Source organism: Thermus caldilimi (genome assembly GCF_004684245.1).
Lineage (GTDB): Bacteria > Deinococcota > Deinococci > Deinococcales > Thermaceae > Thermus > Thermus caldilimi.
In genome coordinates this window covers 1,883,215-1,909,653 of sequence record NZ_CP038452.1, presented here as the reverse complement: position 1 = coordinate 1,909,653, position 26,439 = coordinate 1,883,215, and the positions used below count along the sequence as shown (strand labels likewise).

Sequence of the window (26,439 nt, the reverse complement as noted above, 5' to 3'; positions counted from 1 at the left end):
ATGTCCCCTGTAGGCCTCCTTTTCCTGACCCTTTTCAACAGCATCCTGGGGCTTTCCATCCTCTTCCCCATCCTGGGACCTTTGGGCCGGGAGCTGGGACTCACCGAGGTCCAAGTGGGCCTTTTTTCCACCGGCTACGCCCTCATGCAGTTCCTCCTTTCCCCCGTCTGGGGGAGGCTGAGCGAGAAGGGCAGGAAGCCCATCCTCCTCCTGGGCATCCTGGGCTTTGCCGTGAGTTTCCTCCTCTTTGGCCTCTTTGCCCTCTTGGGCCAAAGGGGTCTGGTTCCCGCGGGCCTCCTCTTTCCCCTCCTTCTCCTGGCCCGGCTCCTAGGTGGGGCTTTCAGCTCCGCCACCCTACCCACCGCCCAGGCCTACGTGGCGGACATCACGGGGCGGGAAAACCGCACCGCGGGCATGGCCCTCCTGGGGGCGGCCTTTGGCCTGGCGGTCATCCTGGGGCCTGCCTTGGGGGCGGGGCTGGCCGCATGGCTTGGCCTCCTGGCCCCGGTGTTCTTCTCCTCCGGCATCGCCCTCCTCAACGCCCTCTTTGTGGCCCTGGTCCTGCCGGAATCCAGGCCCCAGGGAGCTCAGGAGGCAGGGCGGATTTCCCCTTGGGATGGACGGGTTTTTCCCCTCCTCCTCCTGGGGTTTTCCCTAAACCTCTCCGGGGTAGCCCTCGAGCAGACCATCGCCTTCTACTTCCAAGACCGCCTTGGGCTCTCGGGGGTGGAAACCGCCAGGAGCGTGGGGCTTGCCCTGGTGCTTTACGGATTTGTGGCGGTCTTCATCCAGGGTTTCCTGGTTCGGCGCTTCTCCTGGCCGCCCCGAACCCTCCTCCTCCTCGGGCTACCCGTGGGCATCCTGGGCTTTCTCCTTTTGGTTTTGGCCAAAGGTTTCCCCCTCTTGGCCTTGGGCCTGGCCCTGCAGGGGGCGGGGGCAGCCCTGGCGGGGCCGGGGGTTACCGCCGCCCTCTCCCTGGCCGTGGGGGAAGGGGAACAGGGCCTGGTGGCGGGCTTGAACGCCTCCGCCCAGGCCCTGGGTAGGATGCTCGGGCCTGTTCTGGGTACTGGCCTCTACCGGCTATCCCCCGAGGCCCCCTACCTCCTAGGGGCTACCCTCCTCCTCATGGCCCTCCTCACCCTTCCCTTCCTCTTCCGCCAGGCAAGGATCTAGATGCGGCTCCTCGTCTTCCGCCAGAGGAACTTCCGCAACCTGGCCTTTTCGGCCTTCCAGCCCCCTCAGGGCCTTTTCGCCCTGGTGGGAGGGAACGCCCAGGGGAAGACCAGCCTCCTCCTCGGCATCCACCTGGCCCTTGGAGGCGAGGTCCGGGCCTCCTTGGCGGATCTGATCCGCTTCGGGGAGGAGGAAGCCTGGCTGCAGGCGGAGGTGGAAAGCGAGCTGGGTCTATACCGGATCGAGCAACGGCTGAGGCCGGAGGGAAGGGAGATCGTGCTGAACGAGAAGGCGGTGAGCGTAAGGGCCCTACACGAGCTTCCGGGCTCGGTTCTGGTCCTGCCTGAGGATGTGGAGGTGGTGCTGGGAAGCCGGGAGGAGAGGCGGGCCTTTCTAGACCGCCTGATCGGGCGCTTCTCCCGACGCTACGCCACCCTCCTCTCCGCCTACGAAAAAGTCCTGCGCCAGCGTAACGCCCTTTTGAAAGCCGGGGGAAACGGGCTTTCCGTATGGGATCAGGAGCTGGCCCGTTACGGCATGGAAATCATGGCCCTCAGAAGGCGCTTCTTAAAGCGGTTCTTGCCCATACTCCAATCCGTTCACCGGGGCCTGGCCCCGGGGGAGGTGGGGCTTCGTCTGGAGGAAACCGCGCCAGGGGACTTCCTCGAGGCCCTAAGGGCCCGGAGGGAGGAGGAACTGACCCGGGGGCAGACCCTGGTGGGCCCTCACCGCGACGACCTGGTCTTCCTGCTCTCAGGACGGCCGGTCCACCGCTTTGGAAGCCGGGGGGAAGCCAAAGGGTTGGCCTTGGCCCTGCGCCTGGCCGAGCACCGCCTGCTCTCTGAGCACCATGGGGAAGCCCCCCTTCTCCTGGTGGACGAGTGGAGCGAGGAGCTGGACGAGGGCAAACGGCAGGCGGTTCTGGCCTATACCCGCACCCTACCCCAGGCCATTCTGGCGGGGCTTTGGGCCCCGGAGGGGGTACCGGTATGCTGGGTGGAAGGAGGGGTGGTCCTATGCTGACCCTCCCGGGAGGGTGGGCATGCCTTGGCGGCTTAAAGAGGTGATCCCCGAGGCCCTCAAGAAGGCCGGGGGGAAGGAAAAGCTGAAGCGAGGTCTGGTGCTGGCCGCCTGGCGGGAGGTGGTGGGCAAGGAGCTTGCCCAGCTCAGTGAGCCCCTGGCCCTCGAGGGGGGTACCCTCACCGTGCGCGTGGCGGACCCCGTCACCGCCCACCAGCTCACCTATAGCCGCCTGGCCCTTTTGCGACGCTACGAGGAGCGGTTTCCAGGGGTGGTGAAGGAGATCCGCTTTGTGGCGGGGCCCCTGGAGAAGGAGCCAGAGGCCCCCAAAACCCCGGAAAACCCCGAGCGCCTCCTATGGGCGAGCCGCCGGGCCCTGGAGCTGGCGGAAAAAGCTCCCCTGGAGCTACGGGAAAAGGTAGCCCGGGCCGCTCTGGCCCTTTTGCAAAAGGACCGGGGCGAGCCCTGCCCCATCTGCGGAAGCCCTAGCCCCAAACATCCCTGCCCCACCTGCCGCCGCCTTCTGGAAAGCCCCTGGGTGCGCAAGGAGGCGGAGCGCCTCAAGCGGGGCAGGCCCACAAGCCTCGAGGGAGAAGCCCTCCTGGTGGCCCGGTACCTGGCGCGAAAGCAGCTTCTGGCGGAAATGGAAGAGCTTTTCCCTCAGGCCCTGAGGGAAGCCCAGCTCCGCCCCCTTCTCTCGGACCTGGCCAGGCGCTACCAGGCCCTTTTTCCCCACGAGCCCCTGCCCGAAGGGGTGAAAAGCCTCCTGGCAAGGGAGCCTTGAAGGGCAAGCGCCCCGGCCTTAGCCAAGGCGAGCCTGGTGGGCGGCAAGGGTTCCACTACTCCCTCTCCTCCGCCCGCCCCACCTCCAGCACAGTTTCCAACCAAGGCTTCAACAGGGGTAATTCTGGTGGTCCCTCTCCTCCACGAACCGAGCCATCCGGTCCATCAAGAGCAAAGACAACGCTCCCCGCCTTGGAAGTAAGGCGGGGAGTTTTGCGTTTTTATCGTGGTGGGCGGCAGAGGATTCGAACCTCTGGCCTCTCGCTTGTAAGGCGAGCGCTCTGACCGGCTGAGCTAGCCGCCCGTGGTGACCCCAGGGGGAATCGAACCCCCGTTTCGGCCTTGAGAGGGCCGCGTCCTGACCGCTAGACGATGGGGCCCCGGCTTGGTGGGCCGTGCAGGATTCGAACCTGCGACCTACCGATTAAAAGTCGGTTGCTCTGCCAGCTGAGCTAACGGCCCAACAGCCTTAGTGATTATAGGGGAAGGCAAGAAGCTTGTCCAGGTGAGGCGACAATTTGGGTGAGAACCTCCCGGAAACCCATCTCGGACAAACCTTAGCCGACCATGGTCTTTCTGGGAGCGCCGCCGTAGTGCCAGCCAAGACAAAAGCCCAGCCCAACGCAAAGCTACTTCAGGCCCCTGATACGCTCCAGGAGGGTCAACCCCAAGGCCTCCTCCCGCACCCTGCGCCTTAGGCCCTCGAGGTCCAATGGCCTCCTCGTCACCGCCTCCAGGGCCACCTTGGGCAGGGGGGCCGCTTCCAAGAAGGCGAAAAAGGCCTCGTCGGCCCAAGGGGGGACCCAGGCCCCGCTGCGGCAGAGGAACACCCGCTGGAAGATCCCTTCCACTGGGCCCTCAGGATCCTTGACCCTCTCCACAGGAACCACGGGCTCGGGTTCCAGGGAAGGATCGCGCCAGGAAGGGTAGAAAGCCCTAAGCCTGGCCCCTTGGCGGGCGTAGAAGACCATCCAGTCGTCGCAAGCAGGTTCCCCGCCCAAAGGGCGGTAGCCCGCGTCGTGGTGGGCGTCAAAAAGCACCACCTCCTCCACGCCCTCCCGGACCTCGGGGTGAAAGGCTAGGGCGTTGGAGTCGGCGTAGTAGAGCACCGTCCCCTCAGCGAAGGCGAAGCGCTCCCAGAATCCCTCCCCCCCCTGGGCATGGGGCAGGGGAAGCCCCCTTAGGAGGAAGGCCAAGGCCCGTTCCTCCCAAACCTCCCCCAGGTAGTAAGGGGTTTCAAAGTGGGCCCAGGCGTAAAGGGGGGCCAAAGGATCCTTAGGGTCTTGGGGCACGGGGAAAAAGTAATCAAAATCCACCACCAAAAGGCGCATCCCTTCCCCTAGATAGCAAAGCCCCCGCCTCCTGGGCGGGGGCCAAGACCAAGGGGATTACCAGACGTAGAAGATGGTCACGATCACCAGCCAGACCGCATCCACCAGGTGCCAGTACATGCTGGCTGCCTCAAGGGTGCCGTGGTGGTGCTGCGTGACCTTGCCCCTAAGGGCCTGCAGGTAGGCCAGGATGAGGCCGAAGCCCCCGATCACCACGTGTAGCCCGTGCAGGCCCACGATGGTGAAGAAGGTGGCGGTCCAGAGATTCTCCTGCCAGCTGGAGGCGTGGTGGAAGTGGTAGAACTCGTAGGACTGCACCAGGAAGAAGAGAACCCCCAGGAGGATGGTGATGAGGAGGCCGAAGCGGAAGGGGCTGAAGCGCCCACGCCTCAGGTCGTGGTGGGCGAAGTGCACGGTGAAGGAGGAACTCACCAGGAAGAAGGTGTTGAGGAGGGCCAACCACAAGACAGGACGTTCCTCTGGGGGCGTGGCCGCCCCCGTAAGGCGCAGGTAGAGGTAGCCCGCGATGAGGATGGCGAAGAGGCCCACCTCGGAGACGATGAACCAGGCCATCCCCATCCAGGCGTTGGACTTACCGGAGAGGGTGTGGTGCTCCACCGGGTGGCTGTACTCGTCCTCGAGGGCCCAGCGGATGAGGCCGTAGACGAAGAGGGCCAGGAAAACCCACATCCACACGTTGGGCACGGACAAGGCCGCCACGGAAACAAAGAAGGCGAAGAGGGTGGCAGCGGAGTAGAAGGGCCAGAAGGAGCTGTTGGGCAGGTGGATGTGGCTTGGGTCCTCGGGCTTCAACTCCACCCCCTTCTTAGCCCAGTCGTACAGAGGCCGCTCAGAGGGGAAGTCCTTGGGCAAGACCACGTCAAAGTTATGGGCCTTAGGTGGGGAGCTGGTGAGCCACTCCAGGGTGTAGCCGCCCCAGGGGTTATCCGGAGCCTTCCCCCCGGAGCGCAGGCTCTTCCACATGGCGTAGATCCAGACCAGACCCCCAAGGCCCAGGATAAAGGCCCCAATGGTGGAGATGAAATTCAGTTCAGGCCAGCCGGCGATGTCCGCATTGTAGGTGTAGTACCGCCGGGGCATCCCCAGGAAGCCCAGGGCGTACTGGGGCAGGAAGACCGTCAGGTAGCCCACCAGAAAGAGCCAGAAGTGGAGCCGTCCCAGACGCTCGTCGTACATGCGGCCCGTCATCTTGGGCCACCAGTAGTAAAGCCCGGCGAAGGCCCCGAAGCCCGACCCCGCCATCAAGACGTTGTGGAAATGGGCCACCACGAAGTAGGAGTCCTGGAAGTGGTAGTCCAGGGGCGTCATGGAGAGCATGACCCCGGTGATGCCGCCCAGGAGGAAGTTGAAGATGAAGCCCAGCACCCAAAGGAGGGGCGTCTTCATCTGCAGGTGCCCAGCCCAAAGGGTACCGATCAAGTTGAAAAGCTTCACCCCGGTGGGTACAGCGATGAGGGCGGTAAAGAAGGCGAAGGCGATCTGGAAGATGGTGGACTCCCCCACGGTAAACATGTGGTGGGCCCAGACCATGGTCCCCAGCACCACGATGCCCATCTGGGCCCAGACCATCTGCTTGTAGCCGAAAAGGGGCTTACGGGAAAAGGTGGAGGCCACCTCCGCCAGGATGCCCAGGTAGGGCAGGAGCATCACGTAGACCGTGGGGTGGGAGTAGAACCAGAAGAACTGCTGGAACAGGACCGGGTCTCCACCAACATCAGGATTGAACCAGGAAAGCCCGATCTTCCGCTCCAAAAGCACCAAAAGGGTAGCCGAGGTCAGGCCCGCCAAGCTGAAAAGGTTGAGAACGCTGGCAGCGAAGACGCTCCACACGTACATGGGCATCTTCCACATGCTCATCCCTTGGGCCCGCAGGTTGTAGATGGTGGCGATGAAGTTGGCGTTGCCCAAGAGGCTGGAAAAGCCCAGGAGCAGGATGGCCGTCATGTAGAAGTTAACCCCACTCCCCGACTGCACGGAGAAGGGATAGTAAAAGGTCCAACCCACGCTGGGGGCCCCCCGGGGAAGAAGAAACTCATGAGGGCCAGGAGGATGGCTCCAAGAAAAGCCCAGTAGCTGAAGGCGTTCACCCGGGGCAGGGCCACGTCCCGGGCCCCCAGCATCAGGGGCACCACGAAGTTCCCGAAGCCGGTGAGCCCAGCCTGGATGATGAAGAAGAAGAGCATGGTAGCCCCATGCAGGGTGAGGATCTGGTTGTACTGCTCCCCCGTGAGCAGGTGGTTGTTGGGCACCGCCAGCTGTGCCCGGATAAGCAGGGAGAATACCCCGGCCAAAGCGAAGGCGAAGAAGGCGGTGGCTGTGTACAAAAGCCCGATCTTCTTGTGGTCTACCGTGGTCAGGAGATCCCACAGGATCGCCCAGAAACCTGCTTTTGGTTTGGTCGCGATGGCCATCTGCCCATACCTCCTTAGAACTTAGGCAACGCCTTGAAGTCCAAACCCTCCACCTTAAGCCCATCCAGATAGCGGACCAAAGCGTTCAGGTCCCCCTCGGAAAGCTGAGGGAAGCCCGGCATCTTCACCCCTGGCTTCATGGCAGCGGGGTCCTTGATCCAGGTCTTCAGGTGCTCAGGCGTGTAGTCCACGATCCCCGCAGCCAGGCTCACCCGATTGCCCACGAAGCCCAGCTCCGGCCCGATGACCGCAGGAGGCATCTTAGCCTGCACCGAGTGGCACGCCACGCAGTTCTGCTGGAAGACCTGCTGGCCCCGGGCATTGGCCACAGGAGGCGTGTAGTTCTTGGCTGCCGCCACAAAGCGGTCAAACTCTTCTTTGGGCAGCACGATGGCTCGGAAGAGCATGCGGGAGTGGCTTGGACCGCAAAGCTCGGCGCAGAAACCGTAGTAGTTCCCCGGCTTTTCAGGTGTAAAGGAAAGAAGGGTCTTTTGTCCTGGAATGGCATCCCGCTTTCCCGCCAACCCTGGCACCCAGAAGGAGTGGATCACATCCTTAGAGGTAATCTCCAGCACCACCGGCACACCCGCAGGGAGGATGAGCTCGTTGGAGTTGCGGAAGCCCAGCTCAGGATAATTGAAGTCCCACCAGAACTGATAGCCCGTCACCTCCACCTTCAAGGCTCCGGCAGGAAGCTGGTTCACCTGGATGAGGCTCCGGGCCGTCAGACCGAAGAGAACGAAGATGATCAAGATGGGGATCACCGTCCAGACCACCTCCAACCGGTCATTGCCGTGGAACTGGGGTGGCTCCCCTTCCTGACCGGGTTTGGCCCGGAACTTCCAGGTGATGTAGGCCAGAGCCCCAGCCACCACCCCAAAGATCAGGACGGAGAAGACCAAGACCCAGATGAGGAGGAAGTTGGTCTCCCGGTTGAAGGGGGAGTCAGGGTGGGTAATGGCCACCCTGTGGCCCTCCTGGGCCAGGGCCAAACCTAAAAGACTGAGCGCCGCTACAACTCTTTTCATCCGCTTCCCTCCCTAAAGCACCCGATCCACCGCCATGGCCACGAACAAGAGGGCCAGGTAGAGCATGGAGTATTTATACAGCGAAACCGCCGTCCTTCGCTCGGGCTGGCGGTAGAGGGCAAGGCTCTTAAGGATAAGCAAAGCATTAAGGGTAAGGCTGAAGAAGAAGTAAACGAGCCCGAGTTCCCCCAAAAGGAGGGGCATGAGGGAAATCAAGGCGGTGAGCACGGCATAAAGGGCGATTTGCATCACCGTCACCCTTTCCCCCAACACCACGGGCAGCATGGGCACACCCACGGCCCGGTAGTCGTCTTGGATCATGAGGGCCAAGGCCCAGAAGTGCACCGGGGTCCAGAAGAAGATGAGGGCGAAGAGGTACCAGGCGAAGAGGCTGAGCTCACCCGTTACCGCCGTCCAGCCCACCAGGGGAGGAAAGGCTCCCGCCGCCCCACCGATGACGATGTTCTGCCAGGTACGCCGCTTCAGGTAGAGGGTGTAGACCAGCACGTACCAGATAAGGCCCATGAGGGCCAGGGTAGCCGTGAGGAGGTTCGCCCCCCACCAGAGGAGCAGGAAGGAAAGGAGGGCTAGAGCAAAGGCAAAAAGGAGGGCACCCTTGCTGGAGATGCGCTGCGTGACCGTGGGCCTTCTGGCCGTGCGGCGCATGCGGGCGTCGATATCCCGGTCCACCACCATGTTGATGGCGTTGGCCGCTCCCGCCATCATGTAACCCCCCAGGGCCACCACCAGGAAGAGGCCCGTGCCAGGCCAGCCCTTGGCAGCGATGAGCATGGCCAAAAGGGTGGTGAAGAGAAGGAGGCTGATCACCCGGGGTTTGGTGAGGGCCAAGTAGTCCTTCCAGGTGGCTCCCCCGGTGCCCCGGTGCGCCGCCTCGGTACCCTCCCCCAGCTCGACCCGCCTGGCCCCCCTGGCCAAGGCCGCTGCCGAAAGCAGGAGGAAAACCAGCCACACGGCGTAGGCCAAAAGAAGGTGCAGGATCTGCATCCAGACTGGGGCCTTGAGCCAGACGTTCACCAAACCGGCCAAAAGTTGCACCCCATAAAGGTATGCGAGGGCGTGGGCAAAGCGGCGGGTGTGGATAGAAGGCCGGAGATGGGCTATCAGGTAACCGGCAAAGACCACGTAAAGCCCCACGCTTACGGCAATGAGGGGGTGGAGCACCCTGAGGCGCACCAGGAAGTGCTCACCCGGGGTCAAGGAGCGCTCCAGGGCCTCGAGGGTATTCCGCACGGGGAAAAGCAGGTCGCCCAAAGCGGTCACCGCCCCGCTCATCCCCAGAAAGAGCAAGGCGAGAAGCCCCAGGAGCAAGGCCGCCCCCACCGCACCCTGCCCCCTAAGGCGCAAGGGAGCCCCGCCAGAGGCCCACCAGGCGGTGAGGGCCAGGGAGGCCAGGAGGAAATAGGTGTTGGCCAGGTGCACCATCTGCACCACGGCCCTGGCAGCGCTCACGTTATGGGCTGTCCAGCCAAACAAGACCAGGGAAGCCCCCACCAGGCTCTCGGTGATCATGAAGAGAAAGGCCACCCCGGAGCCCAGCCGCGCCGGGTGGCCCTTGGGAAAGAGGCGGAAGGCGAGAAGGGCCAAAAAAAGCACGGAAAGAAAGGCGAGGCCCGAGGTGGCCCGGTGGGTGAACTCAATGAGGGTCTCCACCTGTGGGCTTCTCGGGATGATCTCCCCGTTGCAGGTGGGCCAGTGGGAGCCGCACCCCGCCCCCGACCCGGTGGCCCGCACGTAAGCCCCCCATAGGGCCACCAGGACGTTCCACACCAAGACTCCCCAGGCGTAACGGCTAAACCAAGCTTGACTCATAGGACACCCGTCCCCCAGACGGTAGTACTTTCCATTTTGCCAGAAGACCTTGTCCAGGGGTGAAGTACATTTGTCCCTTCCATTACCTGCCACCTAGGAGACTAATACCCCCTGGCCCTACTTGGCAAGGGGCTGGGCAGAAGGCCCAGCCCCACAAAGGATAAGGGCTACCCCACCTTTGGCCCTGCCCGGCGTATGGCTTCCTCCACCCCGTCCGCGTACTTCTGGAAGTTTTCCTGGAACAATGTGGCTAGCTTCCTGGCCTGGCGATCGTAAGCCTCCTTGTCCTCCCAGGTTTCCCGCGTGTCCAAAAGCTCCTTGGGCACCCCGGGAACCTCCAAGGGGACCTCAAAGCCGAAGACGGGATCCTGGCGGTAGGGAACCCCCTCGAGGGCCCCGCTCAAGGCCGCCTGCAAAAGGGCACGAGTGAGGGGCAAGGGGAAACGCCGGCCCACCCCATAGGGCCCTCCGGTCCAGCCGGTGTTCACCAGGTATACCTTAGGGCCGTGCTTCTTGATCTTCTCCCCCAGCATCCGCGCGTAAACCCCGGGGTGCATGGGCAAAAAGGGCGCCCCGAAGCAGGCGGAGAAGGTGGCCTTGGGCTCGGTAACCCCCCTTTCCGTGCCCGCCACCCGAGCGGTGTAGCCGGAGAGGAAGTAGTACATGGCCTGCTCCGGGGAAAGGCGGGCGATGGGGGGCAGGACCCCGTAGGCGTCGGCGGAGAGGAAGAAGATGGCCCTGGGGTGCCCAGCCATGCCGGACTCCACCACGTTTTCCAGATGGGCCAGGGGATAGGAGGCCCGGGTGTTCTCGGTCTTGGTGTCGTCATCCCACTCCACCCGGCGACTTTCCGGATTGATCACCACGTTTTCCAGTATGGACTCGAAGTGGTTAGAGGCCCTGAAAATAAGAGGCTCATGCTCCGGCGAGAGGCGGATGACCTTAGCGTAACATCCCCCTTCAAAGTTGAAGACCCCCTCCTCGCTCCAGCCGTGCTCGTCGTCGCCGATCAGAGGCCTCTCCGGATCGGTGGAAAGGGTGGTCTTGCCCGTTCCGGAAAGACCGAAGAAGATGGCCACATCCCCCTCCTTCCCCACGTTGGCCGAGGCGTGCATGGGGAAGACTCCCTGTTTGGGCATGAGGTAGTTCATCACGGTGAAGATGCTCTTCTTGATCTCCCCGGCGTACCTGGTACCCACGATGAGGACGAGCTTTCTCTGGAAGCTGATGCCCACGAACACCTCGCTCCGGGTTCCATCCCGACTGGGGTCGGCCAAGAAGTAAGGGGCGTGGATCACGGTGAAGCCAGGAGCGAAAGGCTCCACCTCGTCGTCCTCGGGAAAACGGCGCGGAAGGATGAACATGTTGCGGGCAAAAAGGGCATGCCAGGGGCTTTCCGTTACCACCCGCACCGCCAGACGGTGGCGTTTATCCGCTCCCGCATACAGGTCCTGAACGTAAAGGTCGCGGTCCGAAAGGTAGGCGGCCACCCTTTCCAGAAGGGCCTGGAAGGCCTCCGAGGCAAAGGGCTGGTTCACCTCACCCCACCAGATCTCCTCCTCCACTCCCGGCTCCCGCACCACGAACTTGTCCTTGGGACTTCTCCCGGTGTAGGGGGTGGTGTCCACCACCAGAGGCCCTTTGTGGGCCAGAATCCCCTCGCCCCGGGCCAGGGTGTGCTCCACCAGGATGGGAGAAACCGTGTTCCAGAAGACCTGCTTCCTCGGTTTGATGCCCAAAGGCTCCAGTCGGTCCATAGAGACCCCCTTATGTCTAGGGCATCATACACTTGTTTCCACGCTTCCAAGCCTAGGACCCATATCCGGGGCGTCCCAAAAGGGCGAAGGTCAAGCGCTTGCCCAACTCCACCCCGGGCTGGTCAAAGGCGTTTACCCCCCAAAGCTCCCCCAGGAAAGCGGTCTGCCACATAAGGTGCTGTAAAAGCCAACCCACGGTGTAGGGAGAAACCTCCGAGAGGTAAAGGGCATAGGTTCCCTGCCCCGCTTCGGCCAGGGCCTGGTAGGTGGCCTCGGCTTCGGCCCGGAGAAGCTGGTATAGGCTCTTGCCGAAGAGGTAACCCGCCTCCTCGAGGCCTTCCACCTGGGGCAGGATGAGGTCCTCCGTGGCCCTTTCCGGCACCACCAGAACGATGAGCTTGTCCAGGGGGCCTTCCCGGAAAAGCTGCACCTGGGCGTGCTGGTCCTGGGGGCCCAGGGCAGGCACCGCCGTGGTGCCCACCCGGTTGCCCTCCCCATCCCGCTTGCCCAAAGACTCGTCGTGGAGCTGGACGAACCAGGCGGGAAGGTACTTGAGCCTTTCCGAGTAGACCATGAAGACGGTGACGGGTAGGTGGCGGTGAAGGTGCTGGAGGAGGGCCGTTTGTAGGGGAAGGCTTTGCTCTAGGGGAGCCAGGGCCAGCTCGTTCGCCTTCCTCGCCCCCATGAGGAGGGCCTCCAGGTCCACCCCGGCAAAAGCCAAGGGAAGGAGCCCCACCGGGGAGAGCACGGAAAAGCGCCCTCCCACGTTCTCGGGGATGGGAAAGGCCAAGAGGCCCTCCCTTTCCGCCAAGGCCCTTAGTGCCCCCCGCTTGGGGTCGGTGGTGAGGACCAGGTGCCGCCGCCACCCTTCGTCTAGGTTTGCCCGAAGCCAGTTTAGGAAGATGAGGAGGAGGGCCAAGGTTTCAGCGGTGGCCCCCGATTTAGAAACCGCGTTCACCAAGGTCTTTCGGGGGTCTAGGCGCTGAAGGAGCCGAAGCACGGGCTCGGGCTCCACGTGGTCCAGGTAGTGGAAGCGCACGCCGCTTTGGTTGAAGGCGGCCTCGAGGGCCTTGGGCCCCAAGGCGCTTCCCCCGATGCCTAGAAGGACAAAGTCCTCCACCCAGGGGTTGGCCTCCCGGAAGCGGCGCACCTCCCTCAGGGTTTCCGTGTCCTCGGGGAGATCCATCCAACCCAGCATGCTTTGGGGATCCTTCCGCTTGGCCAAAAGGGCCTCTCGGGCCTGAAGAAGGAGGGGCCCGTGCTCTTTAAAAGCCTGGGGGAAATCCGGGAGGAAGCGGGTATCCAGCCGCAGCATACCCCCATGCTACCCGGATGTAGGCTAAAGGCATGGGCTACGTGCCCCCACCCATGCCTCAACACGGCCTCGAGGAGGGTCCCGTTCTCCTCAAGGACGGGCGCACCGCCTTCCTTAGGCGGGCGGGCCCCAAGGACCTTCCCCTTTTCGTGGAGTTCCTGAGGCGGCTATCCCCGGAATCCTTGCGCATGCGCTTCTTCTCCCCCATCTCCCCGGAGAAGGCGGCGGAACTCCTCCTCTCCGCCAAGCCCGAGGAGGAAAAGGTGACCCTCATCGTCCTGGCGGGGGACCCCCCCAGGATGGTGGCCACGGGGGAGTACGTGCGCCTTAAAGGGGAGGACACCGCCGAGGTGGCCTTTCTGGTGGACGACGCCTTCCAAGGCAAAGGCCTGGGCACCCTCCTTCTGGAGCGCCTGGCCTTGATCGCCGCCAAGCGGGGGGTAAGGCGGTTTCAGGCCTTTGTCTTGGCGGAGAACCAGAAAATGCTGAACGTCTTCATGGAAAGCGGTTTCCAGGTGCGGGCCTACCGGGATAGCGGCGAGATTGAGGTGGAGTTTGAGATCCTCCTGGAGGAAAAGGTGGCGGAGCGCTTTGAGTGGCGGGAGAAGGTTTCCACCCTGGCCAGCCTCCACCCTCTCTTCTTCCCCAAGGGAGTGGCGGTGGTGGGGGCAAGCCGCGACCCCGAAAGCATCGGCTACCGGACCCTGGAAAACCTCATCTTTGGCCGCTTCCAAGGCCCGGTCTACCCGGTGAACGAGGCCATCGGCAAGGAAGGGGGTACGGTGGGGCCCCTTCTCGCCTACCCCAGGGTAGAGGGTATCCCCGGCCCCGTGGACCTGGCGGTGATCGCCGTACCCAAGGAGCGGGTTTGGGAGGCCCTCGAGGCCTCGGGAAGGCGGGGGGTGCGGGCGGCCATCGTCCTCACCACAGGCTTTACGGAAAAGGAGGCCAGGGAACTTGCTGACAAGGCCCGGCGCCACGGGATGCGCCTTTTGGGCCCCGGCTCCTTGGGCATGGTCCACACCCATCCTGATGCCCGTCTGGCGGCAGGCTTGGCTCCCCTTCCCAAGCCGGGACCTTTGGCCATCTCCAGCCAGTCCGGCACCCTGGGCCGGGCGGTCATGGCCTATGCGGAGGGCATGGGACTGGGTATCTCCTCCTTTGTTTCCTTAGGGGCCAAGGCGGACATCTCCTCCAACGACCTTCTGCAGTTCTGGGAGGAGGACGAAAGAACCCGGGTGATCCTCCTCTATTTGGAAAGCTTCGGCAATCCCCGGCGCTTCTCCCGCCTAGCCCGCAGAATCGGCAAGAAAAAGCCCATCCTGGCGGTACACCCTTCCCGGGACCCTCTGGTGCGGGCCCTCTTTGCCCAGACCGGGGTGATCCGGGCCAACAGCCTGGAGGAGGCCTTTGACGTGGCCGCCCTTCTGGCCCTAGGGCGTCTTCCGGAAAACAACCGGGTGCGCCTCATCTCCAATGCCTCCGGCCCCTCCAACCTGGCCCTCGAGGCCCTAAGGGAAGGAGGGCTTTTCGTGGAGCATGTGGACCTGGGCTCCACCGCCAAGGCGGAGGGGTTTGCCCGCGCCCTGGAGGAAGCCCTGGAAAGCGAGGCGGGAAGCGTGTTTCTCCTCTTCGTGCCCATGGGCTTTGCCAGCGAGGAGGAGTTCCTGGCTCTTGTGGAGAAAGCGAAAGGGAAAAAGCTGCTCCTGGCCTGCGTGATGGGCTCCCCCGGGGTGCGGGCCCGGGTTATGGGCCAGGTGGCCCTCTACCGCTTTCCCGAATCGGCGGCCATCGCTTTGAGCCGGGCCTGGGCCTACCAGGCCTGGCGGGAAGAGCCCCTCCACTTCCCCGACTTCCCCAACCTGCGCCTGGAGGAGGCAAGAAGGCTTTTGGAAGGGAAAAAGGGCTTGAGCCAGGAGGAGGGGGCTGCCCTCTTGGAGTGCTTCGGCCTGCCTTTAGGGAAGGGAGAAGGGCTTTCCCTCAAGCTCACCGCCAAACCCCACCCCCTCTTCGGCCCTGTCCTCACCCTGGTCCTCCCCACCCCCCTGGGGGACCAGGTGCTGGGCCAGCGGCTTTCCCCCCTCACCCAGAAGGACGCCCAAGAGCTGGTAAAGCCCCTCGGTCACGGGAAGAGCCCGGATCCTGGGGGTCCTCTCGACCCCACCCCCTACCAGGAAATCGTCCTTAGGCTTTCCCGGCTTTTGGAGGAACTACCCCAGGTGGAAGAGGTTTCCCTGGAGCTTTCCGGACCCCGGGTAACCCGCTTTGAGGTGCGCCTCCTGGGAAACCCCGAACCGAGGAACCGCCATGCGCATCCAAAGCCCCGCTAACCCCAAGGTGAAGGCCCTGGCTGCCCTTAAAGAGCGCCGGGAACGGGAACGGGCGGGCCTCTTCCTAGTGGAGGGGCGGCGGGAGGTGGAACGGGCCCTAAAAGCGGGCCTCCACCTGGAAACCCTGCTCCTTGGCCCCAAGGCCACCCTCGAGGATCAGGCCTTGGCAGGCCAAGCCCCCATCCTAGAGCTTTCCCAGGAGGCTTTGGCGCGGGTTTCCGTGCGGGAAAACCCCCCTTCCGTCATCGGGGTCTTCCGCATGCCCCATAAAACCCTAAAGGAGGTCCGGCTCCCGCAAAACCCGCTGGTCCTGGTCCTTCTCGGCCTGGAGAAACCCGGCAACCTAGGAGCCATCCTGCGCTCTGCAGATGGGGCAGGGGTGGACCTGGTCCTGGTGGCGGAAGGGGTGGACCTCTATAGCCCCCAGGTGATCAGGAACTCCACGGGGGTGGTCTTCTCCTTGCCGGTCTTTCCCGTGGCCGAGGAGGAAGCAGCCCGCTTCTTGGAAGAAAAGGGACTTTTCCTAGTGGCGGCCACCCCCAGAGGAGAAAAGGTTTACTGGGAAGAGGGCTATCAAAAGGGAGTGGCCTTCCTCCTGGGTGCCGAAGACCAAGGCCTTTCCCAGGCCTGGCTGGACCGGGCGGGGGTGCGGGTGCGCATCCCCATGCGGGGGGTGGCGGATAGCCTCAACGTTTCCGTGAGCGCCGCCCTCCTCCTCTACGAGGCCCTGCGCCAAAGGGTCTCGGGATAGGGAACTCCGCCCTTCTCGCAAGCCCCTTCATCCATGGGCTTATCCGTAGCCCGAACCGGAATTTTTACTCGGGTAAAAGAGCCTTTCCAAAGGAAAGGCGGTTCACCTTTTCGACGAAAGGTGAGGATGTAAAATTTCCGCATGAAAAAAGCCCTCATGCTAGGCTTTGTCTTGGGTGTGCTAGCCCTTGGCTCCTCAGGCAAAGGAGTAAGAGAGGTTTTCCCTCTGGACTGCGGACTAGATGTGAAGGACTGCCCCTACGTACCCATGTAATTTGGAGATGGGCTCGCTTTCCACCCCGTTCCCCTGGCTATTTTCCCTCACCACCCCTTTAGTGGGTAGCCTACTCCTAGTGGGGGCCGCACCCGGCGGGGGTTTTCAGCTTGTTCTTGGAGTAGGTCTTCTTCACTTGGGAAGGGTCTTTTACCCCCAGGGTTTCCTGTGGCTCCCTTTTCTTCCCGGCCTCCTCCACGCCTTCACCCTCCCTTTCCCCACTTGGCTCCAGGGGTGGGCCCTGACCTCTGGGCTTCTCCTCCTCTACGGCCTTTTCCTGGCCACCAAGGCCCGGCCCTTTTCCAGCCTCTTCCTCCTTCCTTTAGCCCTTGGGCTTGGGCCGTGGGGCCTCTTCCTCCTGGGCCTCCTACACGGGTTCAGCCTCCTCGAGGAGGCCCATAGGCGGGCCCAGGAACGGGGGGAAGGGTTCTGGACTCCTTCTTCCACCCTATGGATCCCAGGGATTCTGGGCCTTCTGCTGGCAGGCCTGGCCTTTCTTCCCCTCCGCCTCCCCTCCCTTCCCCTACCCGCCCTAACTCCCCCTAGCCTTCAGGCTTCCCCGGAAGCGAAACCCAAGCCCAGAGAGGAGGTAGCCTACCAGGCTCCCAAGGAGGGGTTTTCCCCCTGGGTGGCCTTCCTCAACCGGGCCTTGGTCTATGCCCAGCCCCTGGCCCTATTCCTGCTTCTTCTGGCTCTTGTGCCCCTTCTGGGCCGGGGGGAAAGGCTTCCCTACCGAGGGCTTCATCTTTTGCCCCTCTTGCTGGCCCTTTTGGCCGGGGGCCTTTTCCTCCTCTACCTGGGCACCCTGGGGAATGGGGAAAGCGCGTGGGAAACCACCTCCTCGGCCCCTACCCCCGCCCTTTCCCAGGAGAGCGGTCCAAAGGAGACCGTACCGGGGCCCAGGAGGCTAGGCGAGGTGGGAATGGCCCTGGCGGGGCTCTCCGCCCTGGTCACCCTAGGTCTTCTTTCCCTCCTGGCCTTCCTGGTTTGGCGCCACCGGGAAGGGGGAAGGCCGGAGGCCGATCAGGAGTTTGAAGCCAAGTCCCTTAGGTCTTTCCGGGAAGTCCTTCCCCAAGACCGGGTGCGGCGAGCCTACTTCCAAGCCCTGAAGGCCCTAAAGGTCTCTGGCCTCCCCCGCCTGGCCTCCGAGGGACCCTTGGAGTACCTGGAAAGGGTTTCCGCCCTTCTCCCGGGGCTTAGGGAACCCCTTTTGGGGCTCACCCGGCTCTACCTGCCCGTGCGCTACGGGGGAAAGGCTGGGGAGGAGGAAGCGGAAAGGGCGGAAGCTTTCTTGAAGGATATCCTTAGGCTATGTTCTTCACCCGCATCCAAAGGGCCCTTTTGGGCCGGGTCCTCCTGAGGGAGGAAACCCTCAGACTTTCCCTGGCCACCCTGCTTTCCGGGGGTCACCTCCTCCTAGAGGACGTGCCCGGCACGGGGAAGACCACCTTCGCCAAGGCCTTGGCCCGGGTGTTGGGCCTTTCCTTTAGCCGCATCCAGATGACCCCGGACCTCCTGCCCCAGGACCTCACCGGGGTCTATCTCTACCGGGAAGGAAACCTGGTATGGCAAAAGGGGCCCATCTTCACCCAGGTCCTTTTGGTGGACGAGCTCAATCGGGCCACCCCCAGGACCCAGTCCGCCCTCCTCGAGGCCATGGGGGAAGGCCAGGTGACCCTGGAGGGGAAGAGCCACCCTTTGCCCGAGCCCTTCTTTGTCCTGGCCACGCAAAACCCGGTGGAGGAGGAGGGCACCTACCCCCTGCCCGTGGCCCAGCGGGACCGCTTCACCGCCCGGCTTTCCCTGGGCTACCCCGATGAAAAGGCCCTCCTCCAGGCCCTGAAGGAGAAGGAACCCCTGGAGGGTCTGGAAGCCGTTACTCAGGGGGAAGAGATCCTGGCCCTGCGCCAGGAGGTGCGCCGGGTGGGGGTGGCAGAGGAGGTGCTGGACTACCTTCTGGCCTTGGCCAGCTGGCTTAGAAACCGGGAGGAGGTGCGGCTTGGCCCCTCCCCTAGGGCCCTTGTGCAGGTGGAGCGCCTGGCCCAGGCCCTGGCCTTCCTGGAAGGACGCACCTTTACTATACCCGAAGACATCAAGGAGGCCTTCCGGGCTGCCATCCCCCACCGCCTTCTCCTCAGGCTGGAAGCGGAGCTTTCCGGAGCCAGCCCAGAAGGGCTGGTGGCGGAAGCCCTTAGGGCGGTTCCAGCCCCGGTGGAGAAAGCCTAGGCATGGGGGGAGTAAAAGGTTTTGTGGAAATAGCCTTTGGCCTCTTATCCCTGGCCCTCCTCCCGGCCCTTTGGCGGGCACCTTGGTTCGCCCAAGTCCGGATGCGGACCCAAGGCCTACCCCCAGGCTTTCCTGGCAAGGAAGGCGAGGGGCGGGTAGAGGCGGAAATATTTTCCCCCCTTCCCCTCTTTTTTCGCCTAGAAAACCTACCCTCAGCCCCCTTGGGCTTAGAACCCCGGGGCCTCTCTGGGGTGGCCTGGGGAAGGATCCGGGTAAAGCTTCCCCTCCCTTACCGCTACCGCCGTCGGGGGGAATACCCTCTGGGCTTCACCCTTCTGCTAAGGAGCCCCTTGGGCCTAGGGGAAAAGCTTTTGCGCCTCGAGGCGGGTAAGGCCCTGGTCTATCCTTCCCTGCGGCCCCTACCCCCCTATGAGCCCGCTCCCAGCTTCTTCCTGGAGGGGAAAACCGAGCCTTTCGGCCTGCCGGATCCCCTCGAGGCCAAGGGCCTCCGCTCCTACCAGCCTGGAGACCCCTTGCGCCTCCTGGCCAAGCAGGCAAGCCTCCGCCAGGGCCGCCCCTTTGTACGGGAGGTGGAAAAGAGCCTTCTGGGAAGCCTCTTCCTCCACCTGGACACCCAAAGCCTCCACCCCGCCTACCTGGACCATGCGGCCAACCTCGCCGCCTGGCTCCTTCTCCTGGCGGAGAAAAAGGGAGCCCAGTATGGCCTTTCTGCCGGAGAGGTCCTGCCTTTAGGCCGGGGAAAGGCCCACCTGGTAAGGGCCCTTTCGCTTCTAGCCCGCTTAGAGCCCACCCAAGCCCCCTCCCTCCCCCCCAAAGCCCCTCCTGGAAGCACCTACTTCCTCATCACCCAGGCGGCGGAACAAGCCTTCCTCAAGGCAGCCTTAAGGGGAAGCGCCCAAGCCCGGCAGGGGGTTCTCCTCCTCCTCCCCGAGGGTTATTTCCTTTACCCAGGGGAAAAGGGCCGGCTGGCCTTGGGCAAGACCCCGGGCCTGGCCCGGGCCCTGGCCATGGAGGGCCTTCTCCTGGCCCACGGGCTTGAGCTTCGGGTGGTGCGGGGCCACCAGACCCTGGTCTTATAACACCCCCCTCAACCCCCTTGACAAAAGGACACGGGGCCAAAATAATAACCCTTGGTTTGACATTCTCACCCTTTGAGCGTCAGAGGAGGGAGTGGGTATGGCTACGGAGGTGAAGACGGTGATCAAGCCCCTAGGCGACAGGGTTGTGGTGAAGCGGATTGAGGAGGAGCCCAAGACCAAGGGCGGCATCGTGCTCCCCGACACCGCCAAGGAGAAACCCCAAAAGGGCAAGGTGATTGCGGTGGGCTCGGGCCGCATCCTGGAGAACGGGCAGAAGGTGCCCCTCGAGGTCAAGGAGGGGGACATCGTGGTCTTCGCCAAGTACGGCGGAACCGAGATTGAGATTGACGGCGAGGAATACGTGATCCTTTCCGAGCGCGACCTTCTGGCAGTCTTGCAGTAAGGGAGGTGAGGTATGGCGAAGATCCTAGTGTTTGACGAAGCGGCCCGCCGGGCCTTGGAGCGCGGCGTGAACGCGGTGGCCGATGCGGTGAAGGTGACCCTGGGCCCCCGGGGCCGGAACGTGGTCCTGGAGAAGAAGTTCGGCTCCCCAACCATCACCAAGGACGGGGTGACGGTGGCCAAGGAGATCGAGCTGGAAAACCACCTGGAGAACATTGGGGCCCAGCTCCTCAAGGAGGTGGCTTCCAAGACCAACGACGTGGCCGGTGACGGCACCACCACCGCCACCGTCTTGGCCCAGGCCATCGTGCGGGAGGGCCTGAAGAACGTGGCCGCCGGCGCCAACCCCCTGGCCCTCAAGCGGGGCATCGAGAAGGCGGTGGAGGCGGCGGTGGAGAAGATCCGCTCCCTGGCCATCGCCGTGGAGGACCGCAAGGCCATCGAGGAGGTGGCCACCATCTCCGCCAACGACCCCGACGTGGGCAAGCTGATCGCCGACGCCATGGAGAAGGTGGGGAAGGAGGGGATCATCACCGTTGAGGAGTCCAAGAGCCTGGAGACCGAGCTGAAGTTCGTGGAGGGGTACCAGTTTGACAAGGGGTACATCTCCCCCTACTTCGTCACCAACCCCGAGGCCATGGAGGCGGTTCTGGAGGACGCCTTCATCCTCATCGTGGAGAAGAAGGTCTCCAACGTGCGCGAACTCCTCCCCATCCTGGAGCAGGTGGCCCAGACGGGCAAGCCCCTCCTCCTGATCGCCGAGGACGTGGAGGGCGAGGCCCTGGCCACCCTGGTGGTGAACAAGCTCCGGGGCACCCTGAACGTGGCCGCGGTGAAGGCTCCCGGCTTTGGTGACCGCCGTAAGGAGATGCTCAAGGACATCGCCGCCGTCACCGGGGGCACCGTCATCTCCGAGGAGCTCGGCTTCAAGCTGGAGAATGCCACCCTCTCCATGCTGGGCCGGGCCGAGCGGGTGCGGATCACCAAGGACGAGACCACCATCGTGGGGGGCAAGGGCAAGAAGGAGGACATCGAGGCCCGCATCAACGGCATCAAGAAGGAGCTGGAGACCACGGACAGCGAGTACGCCAAGGAGAAGCTCCAGGAGCGCCTGGCCAAGCTGGCGGGGGGCGTGGCGGTGATCCGGGTGGGGGCCGCCACCGAGACCGAGCTCAAGGAGAAGAAGCACCGCTTTGAGGACGCCCTGAACGCCACCCGGGCCGCGGTGGAGGAGGGCATTGTGCCGGGCGGTGGCGTGGCGCTTCTTCGGGCCATCAGCGCCGTGGACGAGCTCCTCAAGAAGCTGGAGGGGGACGAGGCCACCGGGGCCAAGATCGTGCGCCGGGCCCTGGAGGAGCCTGCTCGCCAGATCGCGGAGAACGCGGGCTACGAGGGCTCCGTGGTGGTCCAGAAGATCCTCTCCGAGACCAAGAACCTGCGCCTCGGCTTCAACGCCGCCACCGGGGAGTACGTGGACATGGTGGAGGCGGGCATCGTGGACCCCGCCAAGGTGACCCGCTCCGCCCTGCAGAACGCCGCTTCCATTGGCTCCCTCATCCTCACCACCGAGGCGGTGGTGGCCGAGAAGCCCGAGAAGAAGGAGGCCACCCCCGCTCCCGCGGGCGGCGGCGACATGGACTTCTAAAGCCACCCCAACCTGGCTTCGCCAGGTTGGGGGCCCCGGAAAAGGGGCAAAGGAGGCTGGGCCTAGGCCCAGCCTCCTTTCTTTCCTAAAAGGGCACCACCTCCTCCTTGGGCCCACCTCCCCCGTTGCCCTGGAGGAAGGCCTCCCGATCCGGGACCAGGTAGGCGCGGAACCCCTCGGCCTCGAGGGCCCCCAGGACCTCTTCCCCCACCCGGTTTTCCCGCAAGGAGAGGATAGCCTCCCCGAAGGGCCCCTGCACCCTGAGGTAAAGGGGGAGGGTTCCCGGGTATTCGTCCAAGAGGCTTTTGAGGAGGGCCACGCCCGCCTCGTCCAAGAGGGCATGGTCCACCTCCACCTCCAGGGCCTTGGGGGCCTCGGCCACCTCCTCATAGGTCCAGGCAGCCTGGGCCATGACCCTAAGCCCCCCCTCCTCCCGCTCCACCTCCGCCAGGACCAGGAGAGGGGTGTCCTCCTTGAGCTTCGGGGAAACCCCCTCGTAAGCCCGGCCGAAAACCACCACCTCGAGGGCCCCGGTCTCGTCGGAAAGGGTAAAACGGGCCATCATGCCCCCGCTGCGGGTGGGTTTGCGCACCACCTCCTCCACCATGCCCGCAAGAAGCACCCTGGGCCTTGGGGGGAGGCCCCGAATGAAGTCGGAAAGCTCCTCCAGGGCGCAGCCCGCCACCTCCCTCAGGCCCGGGTAGCGCAGCACCGGATGGCCGGAAACGTAGATGCCCAAAGCCTCCTTCTCGTAGCGGAGCCGGGTGATCTCGTCCAGGGGCGGGGCCTCCGCCAGGGAAGGCTCCTCCACCTCGGCGAAGAGGCCCATCATGCCGGATCGCTCCCGCTCCCGGCTTTCCGCCGCCCACCGGAGGAGAGGGTCCAAGGAAGCCAGCAACCGGGCCCTGTCCCCAAAGGCGTCAAAGGCCCCCGCCTTGATGAGGGACTCCAAGGTGCGCTTGTTCACCACCTTCTCGTCCAGGCGCTTGAGGAAGTCTCCCAGACTCCGGAAGCGCCCCCCCCGCTCCCTCTCCTCCAAGATGGCCCTAGCGGCCCCTTCCCCCACGTTCTTCACCGCGGAGAGGCCAAAGAGGATCTCCTCCCCCACCACCTTGAAGTCAAAGCCCGAGCGGTTGATGTCGGGGGGAAGGACCTCTATGCCCATGGCCCGGGCGTCGCGGATGTACTCCGCCACCTTGTCGGAATCGTGCCGCTCCACGGTGAGGAGGGCGGCCATGAACTCCACCGGGTAGTGGGCCTTCACGTAGGCGGTCTGGTAGGAGAGGAGGCTGTAGGCGGCGGCATGGGAGTTGTGGACGATCACATCCTCGGCCAGGAAGGTATGGGTTCCCTCCACGGTGAGGTCATAGACTTCCTCTTCCCCAAGAGGCTCTATGGCCTCCACCCGGTCCCAGTAGATCTCCGCGGTGGCCAGGCGCAACAGGGCCAGGCTTCCCGTGAGGGCCGAAAGGCGGGCCAGGGTGGTGCGGGAAAGCCCCAGGCGGCCCTTGCTGGGCCGCAAAAGACCCTGGGCTAAGCCATGGGCCTCCAGAAAATCCCCCACCCTACCCCTGGAAGCCTGGGCCAAAGCATCTCTTACCAGGGGGAGAAAGGCCAGAGGCAGGATGTCCTTGGTGCTCCGGCCCACCTCCTTCCAGGAGGAAAGAAGGGCCTCCAGGTCCCGCTTCCTCTTGCCGAGGAGGTACGGTCCCACCAGCTCCCCAAAGCGCCAGGCTGCCTCGAGGCCCCCCAGGAGGTAGACCACAAATCCTTTCCGGCCCCCTCTATAGGGAAAGCGCTTCTCCACCAGGCGGCTTTGCAAGCCCAGGCGGAGGAGCAGGTGCTGGACTCCCCGGGCAAGGGCCTCAGAGGCCGTGGCGTAATGGATGAGCCTACCCTTGGTGTCCACCCCCCCATCCCCCACCCACAGGCGCCCAAGAAGCCGGGCCACCCCTTCCCGGGAAAGGCCAAAGACCCTTTCGGGAAGATGCTTGTCCTTGGCGGAAAGCCCCAAAAGCCCCATCTCCCTCAAGAAGGCTTCCGCCTCCGAAGGAGCCTTGCGGTCCCGCCGGCCCACGTAGATATGGGCCACCCCCCGGCGCCAGACCACCCGGGTGCGGGTGTTGGCAAAGCCCGTCAAGGCCTCCTCCATAGCGGCCAGCTCCTCCTCCGAGGAGGTGTAGAGGTAAAAGCCAGAGGGATGGCGGAGGTTCCCCTCGCTAAGGGCGAAGCCCAGAAGGTCCAGCTCATGGGGCTTCAGGTCCTCCGAGGGCTGGTAGGGAAGGTGCCTGGGCAGGGCCACAAAGTCCTCTGGGCGAAGGGCGCCCAACTCCCGCCAACCCTCTGGGGTGTAGAGGGGGTGGTTGGCCGTGGCCTCCAGGACCCTTCCCGTGGCGGTGCGCAGGCGGTAGACCATGGCCCGGCCGCTTTCGAAGGCGGCCACCACCGGCCTCGGCACCAGGCGCAGGGTGCTCTCGTCCAAGGAAACCACCCAGACCCCTTTCGCTTCCCCCCGGACGATGGCTTCTATGGGCACCCGCTTTCCCGTACGGTAGTCCAGCACCCGGGCCCTTCCCGGCAGGCACTTGTTGAAGCCGTAGTTGGCGAAGGCCTCCAGCATGTCAAAAAGCCGGTTGGCCTCCTCCTCGGGCACGCCCCGCTCCTTCGCCCCCCGCACGAAGCGCTCCCGGTGCTTCTGCATCTCCTCCACCTTCTTTTTGCCCATGGCCCTTCGGAGGAGGTCCGCCTCCCCCAGGGAGTAGCCCGCCACCTGGGAGGCAATCTGCATGATCTGCTCCTGGTAGACGGGGATGCCGTAGGTTTCCTCCAGGATGGGCCTCAGGTACTTCTCCGCATGGGGGAATTCCACGTAGCTCACCGGCTCCTGACCGTGGTGGCGGCGGATGTAGGTGGGGATGTGCTCCATGGGCCCCGGGCGGTAGAGGGAAACCAGGGCGATGATGTCCTCGAGGCGCCTGGGCTTTAGCCCCCGCACCGTAGCGGTCATCCCTCCCGATTCCAGCTGGAAAACCCCCTTGGTCTCCCCCCGCGCCAAGAGGGCAAAGGTCTTGGGGTCGTCCAACGGCAGGCGGTCGTAGTCCAGCTCCACCCCCTTGGACTCCTTCACGATCTTCTTGGCCTCGTCCAGGAAGGTGAGGGTGCGCAAGCCCAGGAAGTCCATCTTCAAAAGCCCCAGGGCCTCCACCGCCCCCATGTCGTACTGGGTCACGGGCCGTCCCTCCTGGTCCCGCATAAGGGGCACCAGGTCCGTGAGGGGCTCGGCGGCGATCACCACCCCAGCGGCGTGCACGGAAGCATGGCGGTTCAGACCCTCGAGGCGCATGGCCACCTCGAGGACCTCCCGCACCCGGGGGTCTTTTTCCATCTCCGCCTTTAGCTCCGGCACCAGCTCTATGGCCTCGGCCAGGGGCTTGGGCTTGCCGAACTGCACCGGGATCAGCTTGGCCAGCTCCTCCGCCTTTTTGTGGGGGATGCCGTAAACCCGGGCCACATCCTTGAGGGCCGCCTTGGAGGCCAGGCTACCGAAGGTGCCGATCTGGGCCACCTTGTCTTCCCCGTAGCGCCCGCGCACATACTGGATCACCCGGTCCCGTTCCCGGTCGGAGAAGTCCGTGTCGATGTCGGGCATGGAAACCCGCTCAGGGTTCAAGAAACGCTCAAAGAGGAGGCCGAAGCGCAAGGGGTCGATGTTGGTGATGCCCACGGCGTAGGCCACCAGGCTTCCGGCGGCGCTTCCCCGGCCCGGCCCCACGGAAACCCCGTTTTTCCTGGCCCAGTTGATGTAGTCCTGAACGATAAGGAAGTAGCCGGGAAAACCCATCCGCTCGATCACGGAAAGCTCGTAAAGGGCCCGGTGCAAAATGGCCCCCGCCGTCCACTCCCTCACCCCCTCCAACGGGGGTAGCTTGAGCAGAAGGGCTTCCCAGGCCTTCCCCTCCAACTGGGCCAAGGCTTCCGCCAGGGCTTCCCCGTCCCCATGGGGCGGCATCTTTCCCAGAAGGCGGAAGACCTCCCGGTAAAACCCCTCGGTGATGCGGTCCGGATACCGGGCAAGAAGCCCCTTGAAGGTGAGCTCCCGCAGGTACTGGGCCTCGGTGCGCCCCTCGGGGAGGGGGAAGCGGGGGATGCGGTAGGTCATCTTGTCCCCGATGGGCAGGTCCACGTTGCACATGCGGGCGATCTCCACCGTGTTATCAAAGGGTTCGTCGCCCCACTCCTCCTCCGGGAGCATGGCCCGCATCTCCTCTGGGGTCTTCACGTAAAACTCGTCGCAAGGGAAACGCCAGCGCTCGGGGTCATCCAGGGTGCTCTTGGACTGGATAGCGAGAAGCACCTCGTGGGCCCGGGCATCCTCCTTCCGCACGTAGTGGCCGTCGTTGGTAGCCACCATCCCCAGGCCGTACTTCCGGGCGAACTCCCTCAAGACCTGGTTAACCTTCCTTTGCTCGGGCAGGCCGTGGTTCTGGATCTCGATGAAAAAGCGGTCGCCGAAGATGGAGAGGTACTCGTTCAGCCGGGCCTCGGCCAGGTCCAGGCGGTCCTGCAGGATGAACTGGGGGATCTCCGCCCCCAGGCACCCCGAAAGGGCGATAAGCCCCTCTGCATGCTCCTTTAAGATCTCGCGGTCGATGCGGGGTTTTTCGTAAAAACCCTCCAGGTAGGCCCGGCTTGCCAGGCGCACCAGGTTCTGGTAGCCCTTGAAGTCCTTGGCGAGAAGGGTGAGGTGGAAGTACCCCCCGTCCAGGCCCTTCCCCCTTTTGCGGTCAAAGCGGCTTTCCGCGGCCACGTAAGCCTCGTAGCCGATGATGGGTTTAATCCCCATGGCGGTGGCCTTCTTGTAGAACTCCACCGCCCCGAAGAGGTTGCCGTGGTCGGTCATGGCCAGGGCAGGGTCCTCGGGGGAAACCTTCTTCACCCACTCAAGAAGGTCAGAAAGCTTCGCCGCCCCGTCCAGGAGGGAGAACTGGGTGTGCTGGTGCAGGTGAGCGAACCGGAGCCTAGAGCCCATAGGTTTTCCCAGCT

The 26,439-nt window shown here is 64.1% G+C and carries 17 protein-coding genes, 3 tRNA genes and 1 pseudogene; 11 read left to right on the top strand and 10 right to left on the bottom strand.

Features of this window, described 5'->3' with window-relative positions; genetic code table 11:
* From EBI04_RS10015 to EBI04_RS10005, 3 genes are read left to right on the top strand one after another with little or no spacing between them, the layout of a single operon-like run.
* Positions 1 to 1,173, top strand: coding sequence for an MFS transporter (locus EBI04_RS10015; RefSeq protein WP_135257341.1), 1,173 nt, complete (start codon positions 1 to 3; stop codon positions 1,171 to 1,173).
* Positions 1,174 to 2,196, top strand: a complete 1,023-nt coding sequence (gene recF, locus EBI04_RS10010) for a DNA replication/repair protein RecF (RefSeq protein WP_135257340.1) — start codon at positions 1,174 to 1,176, stop codon at positions 2,194 to 2,196.
* 19 nt (positions 2,197 to 2,215) lie between these two features.
* Complete coding sequence (locus EBI04_RS10005) at positions 2,216 to 2,977, top strand: DciA family protein (RefSeq protein ID WP_135257339.1); 762 nt, start codon at positions 2,216 to 2,218, stop codon at positions 2,975 to 2,977.
* 226 nt (positions 2,978 to 3,203) lie between these two features.
* Here EBI04_RS10005 and EBI04_RS10000 read toward each other — a convergent pair.
* The 9 genes and pseudogenes from EBI04_RS10000 to pgi form a co-directional block, all read right to left on the bottom strand.
* A tRNA-Val gene (locus EBI04_RS10000) sits at positions 3,204 to 3,280 on the bottom strand.
* 1 nt (position 3,281) lies between these two features.
* Positions 3,282 to 3,356 (bottom strand) — tRNA-Glu (locus EBI04_RS09995).
* Positions 3,357 to 3,362: 6 nt separating this feature from the next.
* Positions 3,363 to 3,438 (bottom strand) — tRNA-Lys (locus EBI04_RS09990).
* Between the two features lie 167 nt (positions 3,439 to 3,605).
* The gene (locus EBI04_RS09985) at positions 3,606 to 4,307 is read right to left on the bottom strand and encodes a hypothetical protein (protein ID WP_135257338.1); all 702 of its coding nucleotides are present in this window, start codon (positions 4,305 to 4,307) and stop codon (positions 3,606 to 3,608) included.
* 57 nt (positions 4,308 to 4,364) lie between these two features.
* Positions 4,365 to 6,739, bottom strand: a pseudogene (gene ctaD / locus EBI04_RS09980) (cytochrome c oxidase subunit I).
* Between the two features lie 14 nt (positions 6,740 to 6,753).
* Positions 6,754 to 7,767, bottom strand: a complete 1,014-nt coding sequence (gene coxB / locus EBI04_RS09975) for a cytochrome c oxidase subunit II (RefSeq protein ID WP_135257337.1) — start codon at positions 7,765 to 7,767, stop codon at positions 6,754 to 6,756.
* A gap of 12 nt (positions 7,768 to 7,779) precedes the next feature.
* Positions 7,780 to 9,597, bottom strand: coding sequence for a heme o synthase (locus tag EBI04_RS09970; protein WP_135257336.1), 1,818 nt, complete (start codon positions 9,595 to 9,597; stop codon positions 7,780 to 7,782).
* 167 nt (positions 9,598 to 9,764) lie between these two features.
* Positions 9,765 to 11,354, bottom strand: a complete 1,590-nt coding sequence (gene pckA / locus EBI04_RS09965; protein WP_135257335.1) for a phosphoenolpyruvate carboxykinase (ATP) — start codon at positions 11,352 to 11,354, stop codon at positions 9,765 to 9,767.
* 52 nt (positions 11,355 to 11,406) lie between these two features.
* Positions 11,407 to 12,669: a glucose-6-phosphate isomerase gene (gene pgi / locus EBI04_RS09960; RefSeq protein ID WP_135257334.1), complete on the bottom strand. Its 1,263-nt coding sequence runs from the start codon at positions 12,667 to 12,669 to the stop codon at positions 11,407 to 11,409.
* 32 nt (positions 12,670 to 12,701) lie between these two features.
* On the opposite strand from pgi, the gene EBI04_RS09955 reads away from it, so the two are divergent.
* The 8 genes from EBI04_RS09955 (at position 12,702) to groL (ending at position 21,396) form a co-directional block, all read left to right on the top strand.
* Positions 12,702 to 14,999 (top strand): GNAT family N-acetyltransferase, encoded by a 2,298-nt coding sequence (locus EBI04_RS09955; RefSeq protein ID WP_135257333.1) that lies wholly within the window; start codon positions 12,702 to 12,704, stop codon positions 14,997 to 14,999.
* Positions 14,977 to 15,750: a TrmH family RNA methyltransferase gene (locus EBI04_RS09950; protein WP_135257332.1), complete on the top strand. Its 774-nt coding sequence runs from the start codon at positions 14,977 to 14,979 to the stop codon at positions 15,748 to 15,750. The genes EBI04_RS09955 and EBI04_RS09950 overlap by 23 nt, the downstream gene beginning before the upstream one ends.
* 141 nt (positions 15,751 to 15,891) lie before the next feature.
* A complete protein-coding gene (locus tag EBI04_RS13835) occupies positions 15,892 to 16,023 on the top strand; it encodes a hypothetical protein (RefSeq protein ID WP_276605480.1) in 132 nt (43 codons plus the stop codon).
* 136 nt (positions 16,024 to 16,159) lie between these two features.
* Positions 16,160 to 17,383 carry a DUF4129 domain-containing protein gene (locus EBI04_RS09945; RefSeq protein WP_240695281.1) on the top strand — a complete coding sequence of 408 codons (1,224 nt, stop codon included), beginning with the start codon at positions 16,160 to 16,162 and terminating at the stop codon, positions 17,381 to 17,383.
* Positions 17,335 to 18,249 (top strand): AAA family ATPase, encoded by a 915-nt coding sequence (locus EBI04_RS09940; protein WP_135257330.1) that lies wholly within the window; start codon positions 17,335 to 17,337, stop codon positions 18,247 to 18,249. The genes EBI04_RS09945 and EBI04_RS09940 overlap by 49 nt, the downstream gene beginning before the upstream one ends.
* Before the next feature lie 221 nt (positions 18,250 to 18,470).
* Positions 18,471 to 19,349 (top strand): DUF58 domain-containing protein, encoded by an 879-nt coding sequence (locus EBI04_RS09935; protein WP_240695280.1) that lies wholly within the window; start codon positions 18,471 to 18,473, stop codon positions 19,347 to 19,349.
* Between the two features lie 97 nt (positions 19,350 to 19,446).
* Positions 19,447 to 19,752 (top strand): co-chaperone GroES, encoded by a 306-nt coding sequence (groES, locus tag EBI04_RS09930; RefSeq protein ID WP_038040838.1) that lies wholly within the window; start codon positions 19,447 to 19,449, stop codon positions 19,750 to 19,752.
* Positions 19,753 to 19,764: 12 nt separating this feature from the next.
* Complete coding sequence (gene groL / locus EBI04_RS09925) at positions 19,765 to 21,396, top strand: chaperonin GroEL (protein WP_135257328.1); 1,632 nt, start codon at positions 19,765 to 19,767, stop codon at positions 21,394 to 21,396.
* 85 nt (positions 21,397 to 21,481) lie between these two features.
* Here groL and dnaE read toward each other — a convergent pair whose 3' ends face one another.
* Entirely contained in the window at positions 21,482 to 26,425 is a 4,944-nt protein-coding gene (gene dnaE, locus EBI04_RS09920) for a DNA polymerase III subunit alpha (RefSeq protein WP_135257327.1), read from the bottom strand.
* Positions 26,426 to 26,439 lie beyond the last annotated feature (14 nt).